This is a genomic window from Metaclostridioides mangenotii (assembly GCF_018917235.1).
Classification (GTDB): domain Bacteria; phylum Bacillota; class Clostridia; order Peptostreptococcales; family Peptostreptococcaceae; genus Metaclostridioides.
This window is the reverse complement of record NZ_JAHLOF010000010.1, coordinates 58,037-70,255: the sequence shown is the minus strand read 5'-3', so window position 1 is coordinate 70,255 and position 12,219 is coordinate 58,037. Positions and strand designations below refer to the sequence as shown.

Genomic DNA, 12,219 nt, shown 5'->3' with positions numbered 1-12,219 from the left:
AAACTCTCATAAAAAATTTGATGGCTCAGATACTATTGTTATCAAAATATCTGGCTTTATATGGTTTGTTTCTTGTTTTCTTATAAATTAACCTACTGTTTAATTTTCAATGTTCTTTTCATACTATCTCTGTGTTTTCTTCGTTTCGTTTGCGTCTCTTTTGAAGACAAGTATTACTATACCAAAATCGAAAAAACATGTCAACACTTTTTATAAATTAAATTTTATACTTACCTCTTTTAATTCACCTAAACTTAGATATACCAAACGTTTCAACATGTTATTTCTTTTTTGAATATTTTTTTCAGACTCCATAATCTTAACTCTTAATCTCCCAAGTAGATCTAAATATTCTATAAACTCATCGTCATATTTTTTTTCTAAGTCACTTTTTATCTTAGCAGAAAGAGCTGGACTTTTTCCTCCAGTTGATACACTAATCATCAAATCACCTTTTTTGAAAAATGATGGAACAGTAAAATTAGATAGTTCAATATCGTCCACAACATTTACTAACTTGTTATTTTCCTTACAATACAATCCTATTGATCTATTGAGTTCTTTATCGTTAGTAGCAGCTATGACTATTGAACTATCTTCAATAAATGAAGTATCAAATTCTGATTCAATTATTTTTATATTATTTTCTAAATCATAAAAATTATCCAGTATATATTTACCTACAACCGTTACAGACTTTCCGAGTTCAATAAGAGTCTTACATTTTCTAAATGCTACTTTACCAGCTCCTACTATAGTTATTTTACTATCAGTTATATTTAGAACTACTGGATAATACATACTAATACCACCTTTATTTTAAATTTACACTCTTCCTATAATATTTATAGATTACTGATATGTTCTAACTTTAAATATATCATAAAATATATTTAATTAATACTAATCTAAATTTGTACAATCATTAACTATAATATCTACCATACCATCAATTGTACTGACATCTGCTTCTTTATATATTGGTATACCAAAATCTCTTGCAGTTTGAGAAGTTATAGGCCCAATAGATATTACTTTAATATTGTCTAGCAAACTAATCTTATCTAAACCTATTATCTCTACTAGATTTTTAACTGTGGATGAACTAGTAAAGGTCATATAATCTAAGCCTTCTGAATTAAGAACATTTAAAACTTCATCTCTATTGTCAGCATCTACAATTGTCTTGTATATATGTACTTCCTTTACGTTGCATACTTTAGATATATTATCAACTAAGAAATCTCTCGCCTCTTGTGATCTAGGTATAAGTACGTTGTCTTCAGGATTTAATTCTTTTTTTAACACTTCAAATAAATATTCTGCCACAAATTTTTTAGGACATATATCTGCTTTAATACCTCTTTCTCTTAAAGATTCAGCTGTTGCAGATCCAATTGAACATACTTTTAATCCTGCAAGTGCTCTTGAGTCTAAATTCATTTTATCAAGCTTATCAAAGAAAATATCTACTGAATTCTTACTTGTAAATGCTATATATGTGTATTTATTTATATCTTTTATTTCATTCTCTAGCTCTATATTATTCTCTATCTTTTCTATCTTTATTGTTGGAATTTCTATAGGGTTACCCCCTAAATCAGACACCTTTTCTACTAAAGAACTATTTTGTAGTCTTGATCTTGTTATTGCAACATTCTTGCCAAAGAGTTTTTTGCTTTCAAAGAAATTAAGCTTTTCTCTTAGCTCTACAACACTTCCTACTACAATAAGAGTAGGAGGTTTAACGTCTTGCTCAATAGCGTCATTATACGCATTTTCTAATGTAGATATAACCACCCTTTGATTATACCTACTAGCCCAACTTATAAAAGCTACAGGTGTATTTTTATCTTTGCCTTCTTTTATTAGATTTTCACTTATTCTATTTAAATTAGAAACTCCCATCAAAAATACTAGAGTTCCTTTATTGTTTGCGAGTGCATTCCAATTTATATCCTTAGAATCATCATCTTTATAATGACCTGTTATAACGTGAAAAGATGATGCATGGTCTCTATGAGTTATCGGGATCCCTGCATAACATAATCCTCCAATAGCAGAAGTTATTCCAGGTACTACTTCGAATTCTATTCCTCTATTTACTAATTCTTCAGCTTCTTCTCCACCTCTTCCAAAAACATAAGGATCTCCACCTTTAAGTCTAGTTACTACTTTACCCTCAAGTGCTTTTTCAGATATAACTCTGTTAATATCCTCTTGTGGTAGTGTATGGTTGCTAGAAGCTTTGCCTACATATATAAATTCACATCCAACCTTCGCTTCTTTTAAAAAGTTACTATTCGCAAGCCTATCGTAAACTATTACATCAGATTTTTTAATACACTCCAACCCTTTGATTGTCATTAGCTTATGATCACCAGGGCCGGCGCCAACTAAGTATACTTTACCCTTCATATTTTTTATACTCCTCTAACACAATTTTTGCTAAATTAAGGCCTAAGTCTCTTGGATTTTCTGAGACTCCAGTTAGACTGTGCTTTATTAAACACTTTCCTTCTTCATCTCCATATATTCCAGTGAGTTTTAAATTAGAACCTTGCACTTCACAAAATGCTCCAATTGGAATATGGCAACTTCCATTAACCCCATCTAAAAAACCTCTTTCAGCAGAAATTTGTATATCTGTAATATCATCTCCTAGAGAATTTACTATTTTTTCGATTTTATTGTCGCAATCTCTAATTTCTATAGCTAGTGCACCTTGTGCTGGGGCCGGAACCATTGAATCGACTGAAATAAACTCACTTATTACTTCTTCTAGTCCTGCTCTAATAATACCTGCTGCAGCTAATACAACCCCATGCAGGCATTCACTTTCTATTTTCTTTATTCTAGTCTCTATATTTCCCCTAATTGGTACAATTTTTAAATCTGGTCTCTTTTTAAGCAGTTGATACTTTCGTCTTTTACTTCCAGTACCAATTTTTGCTCCCTTAGGCAACTCATCTAAACTTTTATATCCTTCTTTTAATATAAGTACATCCCTAGGATCTTCTCTTTTAGGTGTGTTTGCAAATTTTAGACCTTCTGGTAAAGATGATGGCATATCCTTCATACTGTGTACTGCTATGTCAATTTTGCCATCCAGTAACTGTTGCTCTATTTCTTTTACGAAAAGACCTTTATCTCCAATCTTATCCAGTGATAAATGTTGTATTCTATCTCCAGTTGTTTTTATTTCCTTTACTTCAAAGTTAACTTCTGGGTATTGCTCATTAAGCTTATCAATTATCCAATAAGTTTGGATAAGGGCTAGCTTACTACCCCTAGTTCCAACTTTTATATTCATTGTGATCTCCTTTGATACTAACTATTGTCTTGTCCAATCGTTATTTGTATTTATTAATATAGTCGAGAAATAAGAAATCTTTTCCTCTAAATGTACATCTCTTAGATCTTTGTATACAACTTCACCACTTTGAGATGAATTGCTAACTAATATAGCATGATCTATTAGTTCAAATTCTTCAAGTTTCTTGATTATTTGTTTGAAATTTTTATATACTTTCATAAGCACTATTGAATTATAGTTTTTTAGTGCGAAATCTATCTTTTGTTCCTCCAAAGTACACGGAATTACAATTAGCGCATCTCTATCCATAACTAAAGGGAAATTTTGATTTGATGCTATATTTGAGAAAGATGATATTCCAGGAATCGTTTCAACTTCAACTCTATTTATTAGCCTTTCCATAACATATACATAGGTACTGTATATCATTGGATCCCCAAGTGTTACAAATCCAACATTTTTACCAGACTCAACATCTGAAACTATTTCATCTGCAACGCTATTCCATACCTCTTCCTTCTCTCCATCATTGAAGTTCATAGGAAAGTGTCTTGATTTTATTTTTAAATCTTCTGGCAGATACTCCTTTACTATTGAGTAAGCTAAACTATCTCCTCCTTTTTTAGATTCTGGAGTGTATAGTATATCCAAATTTTTTAGTGTTTCTACTGCCTTTACAGTAACCAAAGAACTATCTCCTGGTCCAGTCCCTATTCCATAAAACTTTGTCTTTTTCGTCATTAAATTCGCTCCCTTCACAATCTTATATCATATTTCTCATTTATTTTATATACAATCATGTGCATGTCTTTCAAATATGTTTTGAATTTCTGGATTTTCTCCCAGCCCTTGTAAGTAAACTTTTACATCGTATCCATTTTTTCTTAAGACTGTATTCCAAGAATCTTCTTCATCACTTGCCATATCATTAATTGCATGATCTCCAGCAACAAGCATAAACGGCATTAAGTGAACTTTCTTTATCTTGTCTTTTTTTAATTTATTCATTACTTGCTCTAGTTCTGGATATCCTTCTACTGTTCCTACGTAAGCTTTTATGCCTTGATCTTGCATAGCGTATTCGATAGCAGGATAAGCTGAATGTGATTCATGTTCAGTTCCATGTCCCATAAATACTAATGCTTCTCCATCTTCCATTTTTGGTATCTGACAATTTACCGCCTTTACCGCTTCTTTATAGTCTTCAATGGTAGTAAGTAGAGGTCTTCCAAGTGTTACTTTTTTAAATTTATGAGATAACTCATTTATTTGACCTTTTAATTTATTGTACTCTTCACCACATATTATATGAAGTGTCTGAACTACTACCTCTTCATAACCTTGCTCACTTATTTTTGTAAGAGCTTCTATTGGATTATCTATATTTATATTATCTCTTTTTTTAAGTTTTCTAATTATCATATTTGATGTGTATGCTCTGAAGAAGTCGTATCCACAAAGTGAGTTTTTTATCTTATTTTCACATACATCTATAGTCTTTTCTCTAGTCTCATGGTAACTTGTCCCAAAGCTAACCACTAAAACGGCCTTTTTCATACTTACCTCCAAAATTATATTAGCAATTTAATGCAATTTCTAGTTCATTTACATTGTTTATTACATTTGGATAAAATATCGTTGATCTTCTAATTATAACAGCTGGAATACTTAAGGTTTCACATGCATCAATTTTTTCTAGAAACCCTCCTGCAATCCCACTCTCTTTAGTAATTAACACGTCTATATTATAATGTTTATAAGTTTCTTCATTAATATTCTTACTAAAAGGTCCTTTCATAGCTATAATATTATCGGCATTTAATCCCAGTTTTTCACAGCTAATTATTACTTCACTTGTTGGTAATACTCTGGCTATTAAGTTTTTATCTTTTAATCTATTTACATATACTTCAAGGTTTTTGCTCCCTGTACCTATGAAAATATTATTTCCTAATTCATTGACAATATCACAAGCCTCTTCAAGAGTATCTACCACATGAATATTTTTGTATTTAATTTGCTCTATCAAAGATTTTCTCTCATATCTAAGATATTTTACTCCTAAAGACTCAGCACATTCTAAAGCATTTTTAGAAACTTCAACTGCATAAGGATGTGTAGCATCTATAATTTGATTAACTTCATGAGTCTTTATGAAATCCTCCAAAGATTTAGAATTCAATTTACCTAATATTATATTTTTGGCATGTGAGATTGCTAAATCCCGACCATAATCAGTTGTAACTGATAAAATAAATTCTTTATCTATGAATTTAAGTTTATCACAAATCTCCAAACTATCTGATGTTCCTCCAAGCACTAGTATCATAGTACATAACCTCGAGGAGTTATAATTTTATCACCATTAATAAATGTAGACTTGTTCCCAATTACGACCATAGTAGTCATATCAACACGTTCAAAGTCCATAGTATCAAAAGTACAAATATGTATATCTTGATTTTCTCTACCAACATCTTTTACGATACCAACAGGAATATCTCCACATTTATATTCTTTCATGATATCGAATGCCTTTTTAAGATGCTCACTTCTTCCTTTACTTCTAGCATTGTACAAGCATATAACAAAGTCAGCATCTGCAGCTAACTTAAGTCTTTTTTCTATAACCTCCCATGGAGTTAGTAAATCACTTAAACTTATATGACAAAAGTCGTGCATTATTGGGGCTCCAAGTAAAGCCGCAGCTCCTATACTAGCTGTAATCCCAGGTACAACTTTTACCTGTATATCTACTTCTTCTTTTGATACAAGTTCTAGTATTAGACCAGCCATACCGTATATGCCAGCATCGCCACTACTTATAACTGCTACAGTTTTTCCGCCTTTAGCTTCTTCTATAGCTCTTTTACATCTGTCAATTTCTTGTCTCATTCCGTTCTCTATTACTTCTTTACCTTCTATTAGTTCTTCTATTAATTTTATATAAGTTTTGTAACCAACTATGGCATTTGATTTTTCAATTGCATCTAATGCCTCAAGAGTCATCCACTCTTTATTCCCTGGTCCTATTCCTATTACATATATCATAACTTTATTCTCCCTAACGCGAATGTTATTCCGCTATATTTATGTTTATTTACAATTAAATTACCATCACTCAGTAAATGTGCTACAGGCTCAGATACTGAATGAACTCCTACATTCCTTTTAACAAAATCTGATTTCTCATATTTATCATCAATTTTTGATATCTCATTTTGCGAAAAAGTAACGAATGGAACTTCTAAATGATTTGCTAAATCCTGAATCGCCTTTTCATCTTTTTTTAGCTCTATACTACCTACTTTTGCTATAGACTTTATATCTATATTATTTATATATAAAAACTCTAAAAATGAATCATACATAAACTCTGAAGATACCCCTTTTCTACAGCCGATGCCTACAACAATATCCTTTGGTACTACCTTGATAATATCAACTTCAATAAAGTTAATTTTTTCATCTTCATCTATTTTTATATTTATATCTCTTCTATCTGTAACAACTACTATTTTCTGTGGGCTTTGAGAGTTTACTTTAATTACATTGTTTGTAAGCACTTGTGATTCACAACATCTTTGAAATAAATTATTATTTGTATTTAATACTTCAAACCCTCTTAAGTCTATATCATAGTTTCCATCTATATAAATTCCAACAGACTTGTTATTTACTAAATAGGCATTTACATCTTTTACAGATTCTCTGAAATTATCTATATGTGCGTTTAGCTTCTTGGCTATCATATCCAAAGCGGATTTTTTGTTTACATCCGTAGCAGTAGTGATAACAGGATTAGCTCCAATAAGCCCTGAAATTTTGTAAGTAAGTTCATTTGATCCTCCTATGTGACCACTTAGTAAACTAATAACATTTTTTCCCTGCTCATCTATAACTAAAACTGCTGGATCGTAAAATTTGCTTTGAATAAACGGTGCAATCGTTCTGACTACTATACCTGCGGCCATTATAAACACTATATTATCGTATTTTGAAAAAACCTCTCCTACAAAATCTTTTAACTTTTTATCTATATAGTAAATATTATTTTTGCTTTTAATATCAGTAGTACTTTCTATTAATTCACCACAATTAGAATTACTTGTACTGATTTTAAAGTAAACATCGCTGTCACCTAATAATCTTGAAACTTTTTTTGCAAGTTTTTTACCATTTTCTGTTATTGCTATTATTGCAGTTTTATTTTCTGTACTCATGCTTAAAGTCCTTAGCATAAAGCTTAGAATTATAATACTGATCCCCTAAAAAGTTTCCAACCATTATTAGTGCCGTTTTGTTTATATTATTTTCTTTAACCAAGTCGGCTATATTTTTCAATGTACCTTTTATGACTTTTTCATCTTCCCATGTAGCTTTATATACGACTGCCACTGGTGTTTCTATTGGATATCCACCGTCGACTAATTTAGTTACAACTTTTTCTATTTCCTGAACAGATAAGAAGATAACCATCGAAGTTTGATGCTTTGCAAAAGACTCAAGTGACTCTTTTGCTGGTACTGGAGTCCTACCTTCCATTCTAGTAATTACTACACTTTGTGAAACTTCTGGTACAGTATACTCTACGCCAATGGCAGAAGCTGCTCCTAGGAAAGAACTCACCCCTGGTGTACAATCGAATTCTATCGATAATTTATTTAATTCTTCAACCTGCTCTCTTATTGAGCCGTATATAGAAAAATCTCCAGTTTGTAGCCTAACTACAGATTTATTATTTTCAATTCCATATTTCATTACATCTATTATTTCTTGAAGATCCATAGAAGCACTGTTGTGAATTTCGCTTCCTTCTTTACAATAGTCTAGTAACTCTGGATTCACAAGTGAACCAGCGTATATAACTATATCAGCAGAACTTAAAAGTTTATATCCTTTTAAGGTTATAAGCTCTTTATCTCCAGGTCCTGCTCCTACAAAATGTACTTTTGACATAATACTACTCTCCTTTTTCGCAAGAAATTATATATATGGGGTTTAGAGGTTTAAAGTATTCTCCTCTTCCAAGTTTTTCTAGTTTTGAAACATTTAAAACACTTACATCTATTTCTTTAAATCCATGCTCTCTTAGTAATTTTAGTGCATTATTAAAAGTATCTACTATTATAAAGTTAGCAACTAACTTTCCACCACTTTTCAAAAGATTTTTTGACCATAATATTATTTCTTCTAAGTTCCCGCCAGTTCCTCCTAAAAATATAGAATCAATTGTTTCACTAGTCTTAAAATGTCTAGAAACATTTGAATCTAATGTTAAATCCTCAACTTTTAAAGGTGCGTACCCTTCTATAAGTTTTGTGTTTTTTAGGTTAAACTTTTCTATATTCTGATTTATAAGATCTATAGCACCTTCATCTCTTTCAATTGCAAGTACTTCTAAATTAGGATATGTAATACCTGCTTCAACACAAACACTGCCTGTACCAGCTCCTACATCTAAAAATACTTCGGCCTTAGCTAAATCAAGTTTACTAAGTGATATGGCCCTTACTTCTTCTTTAGTTATGGGTACCTTACCCGTTATAAACTCACTATTATTCATCTAATATCACCACTACATTCATATCGTAATTTTCTTTTTTTAAAATTTCCATTGGATAACCAACTGTTATTTGCTCATTTTCATAAGACAAGTTTTCTCCTACTACAATAGTCTTTTTAAGTCCTCTATTTAGTATTTCTTTACTTATTTCTCTTGGTCCTATTTTTTTATCTGTTACCATGCACACCTTTTTATGTGACAAAATATAGTCAAAATCAGGTTCTTTACCATGACTACTCGTTATGTACAGGTCGTTCATATCAACGTATATTTTTGAAAATATATACTGCATTGAACTTATTCCAGATATTACATTTATATCATCCGAGATATTTTCGTACTCTACGTTTTTTACGATATATCTTGCTATACCATATATTGATGGATCACCAGAAGCAATTATCGATATCTCTTTATCTTTATTGATATTTATATACTCAACTATTTCTTTTAAGTTGTTCGTAATCTCAATTTTATCTCCATCAAAATTTTTTAAAGATTCTATATTTCTTTTTCCACCTATTACTATATCTGATTTTTTTATAAGATTTTCACCTATTTTAGTGATATAATCGAATTTTCCAGGCCCTAAACCTATGATATTTATCATATAAACACCTCCGCCAATTTTTCAGCTTCACTCGATTTTCCTAAAAGAGTTTTATCCATAGAGAATATAACAACTTCAACGTCAATGTTATTCTCTTCATCATTTAAGTACTGTAAAACTCTTGACTTACATTTATTACAAACTATATTGAATACTTCTGAAAAATTCGCTTCACTTATTATGTCTATAGCTTCCTCAGATGTAACACAATTATCGATTTGTTTTAGTAAAGAATATGGAGCTCCCATCAGCGCTAAATTTGATATCAGTATTTCGTTTCTAGCATCTGCGATTTTACTATGTGTATTAAAAATTCCCGCGGATAATTTGATAAATTTTCCTATATGGCCAGCCATAAATAATTTTTTAAACCCTAATCTTTGTGCTTCTTTTAGCATATAGCCTATAAAATTGCTAGTTCTAATTACATAATTAGAATTAAGTTTGTAATACTCGGAAATAAATTGTTCTCCATGATTTCCTGGAACAAATATTACTTTATCCATTCCTTGCTCTTTCTTCATTTGAAGTTCAATAGATAATGATTTCTTCCAACCTTCGTCACTCATTGGCTCTACAATTCCTGTAGTTCCAAGAATAGATATTCCACCTATAATACCAAGTCTGGGATTGAAAGTTTTCTTTGCTATTTCCTCACCTTGTGGTGCTGATATAGTCAATTTAATTGCTTTCGATTTAGATAAAGTTCCTTCCTCAAATTCAGAGATTACTTTTCCCACTTCACTTAGTATCATTTTAAGTGGTATTGGGTTTATCGCAGGCTTACCTACACTTACACTAAGTCCCTTTTTGGTTACTACTCCTATACCTTTACCACCACAGATAATTATAGGCTCATCTTCAGACAGTCTATCAACAACCTCTGCCTTTGAGAAAATATCCATAGTATGTGTTGCATCTATATCATCTCCTCCATCCTTTTTTATTGAGCATTCGGCAAAGTTGTCTTGTATATTTGCATTTTCTACTGCTAAATCAAGTTCTATTCCCTTAGGAGTATCAATCTTTATTGAATTGATTTTACTCTTAGTAAAAAGCATATAAGTAGCAGCTTTTGATGCTCCAGCAGCGGTAGACCCAGTAGTGTATCCCCTTCTGTATTTTTTACCATCAATATAAACAAACTTTTCCATATTATCACCTAAATACTGTAAAGTATTGCATTTACAATCGCCGCTGCTAAGTTACTTCCACCCTTACGACCTCTAGATATTATATAAGGTATATCGGTTTTAGCAAGTTCATCTTTAGACTCTGCAGCTCCTACAAATCCGACAGGCACTCCAACCACTGCATCGAATCCAAGGTTCCCATCAGTATTCATTTCTATAATTTTAAAAAGAGCTGTTGGAGCATTACCAAGCACAAATACCTTTCTTCCTGGATCTTTAGCTGCTATTTCAATTGCTGCCATCGAACGAGTAATTCCTTTCTCTTTAGCAATTTTGTGGGTTTCCTCTTCCGCTACCAAACATCTATATTTACAACCTAGAGCATCTAGTCTCCTCTTGTTTATTCCACTTAATGCCATATTTGTATCAGTATATACTGTAGCTTGATTATTTAAAGAATCAATTATACTTTCAACTGCGGTTTCTGAAATTTCAAGAATATCTAAATACTCGAAGTCTGCAGTTGTATGGACAGAACGCTTTATAATCTTTTCTTCAAGTTCATTTTTAAACTTATAATCAGGTCTTATTTCATCTATTATTTCTTGTATAATTTCAAAGCTTCTGTCTTCAATTTTCATTGGATTTTTAATATAGTCCATCTTTATCCCCCTTCGCACCACCTGTTATTATTTTCAATGTATATATATCTTTATAAACTGAGTTGATATTTTCTCTAACTATTCTATCTATAATGATACTTTCATCAATATCTTCATCGAGTAAAATTCCAACTACAGTTCCACTGTGAGCTACGTTCACACCGTAACCCCCATATCTATCTGAAATCTCCATTAGTTTTTCGAGATGAGCTTTCTTATGTATATTCTCATTTGCTAGACTGCTTATATTACAAGCCTGACCAATCAATTTCAAATTTTCATCTTCAAATCCATTAGCAAGTAGGGAAAATGCTGCTTCTATATCTCTTCTATTTGCTTCTTTTTTAATTTTGTAGTCTTTAAGTCCTCTTGTATTAGATGTTAGAAGTACCTCATCTGGCTCTAAAACTACAACTTTGCTTTTTTCCAAGAACCCTAAATTTCTCTCTACTCTTCCAGTGAGTGGATCAAATATACAGTTCTGTTTTAAAAGTGTGGAATCAGTTGGCTCTATTTCAGCGGCTAGCTTAGCTATTTCTTCATCACTCATTTTTTTATTTATAAGAGCAAGAGCAGCCATTATTGTCGCGCCTATATCAGCAGTAGAACTTGCCATTCCTTTTGCCGTTGGTATATTACTGAATACATCTATTGTTATATTGTAAGTATCCTTTATAGGCAAAGAAAAGTTATCAAATACTTTTTCGAGAGCCCTTCTAGATTTTTCTGTGTTTGGATCTATTGTCATAGATTTATTGTTCAGGTCATTAATAACATCTTCTCTATCGACCTTTTTTATATTTTTAATTTTTTCCTCTAAAACTACATGAGAAAATAAATCTACAGCATATGAACATAAATATTCAGTATCACCTAACAGCCCTTGTACTAGCTCACCACACGAAGCCGGGTACATTCCATTTGATTTCATA

General features: G+C 31.4%; 14 protein-coding genes. All 14 read right to left on the bottom strand.

Annotated elements, in window-relative coordinates; genetic code table 11:
• Positions 1 to 210 precede the first annotated feature (210 nt).
• On the bottom strand, positions 211 to 801 hold the full coding sequence (locus KQI18_RS12630) for a precorrin-2 dehydrogenase/sirohydrochlorin ferrochelatase family protein (protein WP_216468312.1): 591 nt from the start codon (positions 799 to 801) through the stop codon (positions 211 to 213).
• A 102-nt stretch (positions 802 to 903) separates the two neighbouring features.
• Positions 904 to 2,418 carry a uroporphyrinogen-III C-methyltransferase gene (gene cobA / locus KQI18_RS12625; RefSeq protein WP_216468311.1) on the bottom strand — a complete coding sequence of 505 codons (1,515 nt, stop codon included), beginning with the start codon at positions 2,416 to 2,418 and terminating at the stop codon, positions 904 to 906.
• The gene (gene hemC, locus KQI18_RS12620) at positions 2,408 to 3,313 is read right to left on the bottom strand and encodes a hydroxymethylbilane synthase (protein WP_216468310.1); all 906 of its coding nucleotides are present in this window, start codon (positions 3,311 to 3,313) and stop codon (positions 2,408 to 2,410) included. Before hemC ends, cobA begins: the two co-directional genes overlap by 11 nt.
• A 21-nt stretch (positions 3,314 to 3,334) precedes the next feature.
• Positions 3,335 to 4,057 carry a cobalt-factor II C(20)-methyltransferase gene (locus tag KQI18_RS12615; protein WP_216468309.1) on the bottom strand — a complete coding sequence of 241 codons (723 nt, stop codon included), beginning with the start codon at positions 4,055 to 4,057 and terminating at the stop codon, positions 3,335 to 3,337.
• Between the two features lie 45 nt (positions 4,058 to 4,102).
• The gene (locus KQI18_RS12610) at positions 4,103 to 4,873 is read right to left on the bottom strand and encodes a sirohydrochlorin cobaltochelatase (RefSeq protein ID WP_216468308.1); all 771 of its coding nucleotides are present in this window, start codon (positions 4,871 to 4,873) and stop codon (positions 4,103 to 4,105) included.
• 19 nt (positions 4,874 to 4,892) lie between these two features.
• Positions 4,893 to 5,645: a precorrin-6A reductase gene (gene cobK, locus KQI18_RS12605; RefSeq protein ID WP_216468307.1), complete on the bottom strand. Its 753-nt coding sequence runs from the start codon at positions 5,643 to 5,645 to the stop codon at positions 4,893 to 4,895.
• Entirely contained in the window at positions 5,642 to 6,367 is a 726-nt protein-coding gene (gene cobJ / locus KQI18_RS12600) for a precorrin-3B C(17)-methyltransferase (RefSeq protein ID WP_216468306.1), read from the bottom strand. The genes cobK and cobJ overlap by 4 nt, the downstream gene beginning before the upstream one ends.
• On the bottom strand, positions 6,364 to 7,539 hold the full coding sequence (gene cbiG / locus KQI18_RS12595) for a cobalt-precorrin 5A hydrolase (protein ID WP_216468305.1): 1,176 nt from the start codon (positions 7,537 to 7,539) through the stop codon (positions 6,364 to 6,366). The genes cobJ and cbiG overlap by 4 nt, the downstream gene beginning before the upstream one ends.
• Positions 7,523 to 8,275 carry a cobalt-precorrin-4 methyltransferase gene (locus tag KQI18_RS12590; protein WP_216468304.1) on the bottom strand — a complete coding sequence of 251 codons (753 nt, stop codon included), beginning with the start codon at positions 8,273 to 8,275 and terminating at the stop codon, positions 7,523 to 7,525. Before KQI18_RS12590 ends, cbiG begins: the two co-directional genes overlap by 17 nt.
• Positions 8,276 to 8,279: 4 nt before the next feature.
• A complete protein-coding gene (locus KQI18_RS12585) occupies positions 8,280 to 8,882 on the bottom strand; it encodes a decarboxylating cobalt-precorrin-6B (C(15))-methyltransferase (protein ID WP_216468303.1) in 603 nt (200 codons plus the stop codon).
• Positions 8,875 to 9,492, bottom strand: a complete 618-nt coding sequence (locus tag KQI18_RS12580; protein ID WP_216468302.1) for a cobalt-precorrin-7 (C(5))-methyltransferase — start codon at positions 9,490 to 9,492, stop codon at positions 8,875 to 8,877. The genes KQI18_RS12585 and KQI18_RS12580 overlap by 8 nt, the downstream gene beginning before the upstream one ends.
• A complete protein-coding gene (cbiD, locus tag KQI18_RS12575; protein WP_216468301.1) occupies positions 9,489 to 10,646 on the bottom strand; it encodes a cobalt-precorrin-5B (C(1))-methyltransferase CbiD in 1,158 nt (385 codons plus the stop codon). The genes KQI18_RS12580 and cbiD overlap by 4 nt, the downstream gene beginning before the upstream one ends.
• An 8-nt stretch (positions 10,647 to 10,654) precedes the next feature.
• A complete protein-coding gene (locus KQI18_RS12570) occupies positions 10,655 to 11,287 on the bottom strand; it encodes a cobalt-precorrin-8 methylmutase (RefSeq protein WP_216468300.1) in 633 nt (210 codons plus the stop codon).
• Positions 11,274 to 12,218: a cobalamin biosynthesis protein gene (locus KQI18_RS12565; protein ID WP_216468299.1), complete on the bottom strand. Its 945-nt coding sequence runs from the start codon at positions 12,216 to 12,218 to the stop codon at positions 11,274 to 11,276. The genes KQI18_RS12570 and KQI18_RS12565 overlap by 14 nt, the downstream gene beginning before the upstream one ends.
• Between the last annotated feature and the right edge of the window lies 1 nt (position 12,219).

Excerpts from the sequence above, each read along its gene's own strand:
- KQI18_RS12630 (WP_216468312.1), bottom strand. The coding sequence starts at position 801 with ATGTATTATCCAGTAGTTCTAAATATAACTGATAGTAAAATAACTATA.
- cobA (WP_216468311.1), bottom strand. The coding sequence starts at position 2,418 with ATGAAGGGTAAAGTATACTTAGTTGGCGCCGGCCCTGGTGATCATAAG.
- hemC (WP_216468310.1), bottom strand. The coding sequence starts at position 3,313 with ATGAATATAAAAGTTGGAACTAGGGGTAGTAAGCTAGCCCTTATCCAA.
- KQI18_RS12615 (WP_216468309.1), bottom strand. The coding sequence starts at position 4,057 with ATGACGAAAAAGACAAAGTTTTATGGAATAGGGACTGGACCAGGAGAT.
- KQI18_RS12610 (WP_216468308.1), bottom strand. The coding sequence starts at position 4,873 with ATGAAAAAGGCCGTTTTAGTGGTTAGCTTTGGGACAAGTTACCATGAG.
- cobK (WP_216468307.1), bottom strand. The coding sequence starts at position 5,645 with ATGATACTAGTGCTTGGAGGAACATCAGATAGTTTGGAGATTTGTGAT.
- cobJ (WP_216468306.1), bottom strand. The coding sequence starts at position 6,367 with ATGATATATGTAATAGGAATAGGACCAGGGAATAAAGAGTGGATGACT.
- cbiG (WP_216468305.1), bottom strand. The coding sequence starts at position 7,539 with ATGAGTACAGAAAATAAAACTGCAATAATAGCAATAACAGAAAATGGT.
- KQI18_RS12590 (WP_216468304.1), bottom strand. The coding sequence starts at position 8,275 with ATGTCAAAAGTACATTTTGTAGGAGCAGGACCTGGAGATAAAGAGCTT.
- KQI18_RS12585 (WP_216468303.1), bottom strand. The coding sequence starts at position 8,882 with ATGAATAATAGTGAGTTTATAACGGGTAAGGTACCCATAACTAAAGAA.
- KQI18_RS12580 (WP_216468302.1), bottom strand. The coding sequence starts at position 9,492 with ATGATAAATATCATAGGTTTAGGGCCTGGAAAATTCGATTATATCACT.
- cbiD (WP_216468301.1), bottom strand. The coding sequence starts at position 10,646 with ATGGAAAAGTTTGTTTATATTGATGGTAAAAAATACAGAAGGGGATAC.
- KQI18_RS12570 (WP_216468300.1), bottom strand. The coding sequence starts at position 11,287 with ATGGACTATATTAAAAATCCAATGAAAATTGAAGACAGAAGCTTTGAA.
- KQI18_RS12565 (WP_216468299.1), bottom strand. The coding sequence starts at position 12,218 with ATGAAATCAAATGGAATGTACCCGGCTTCGTGTGGTGAGCTAGTACAA.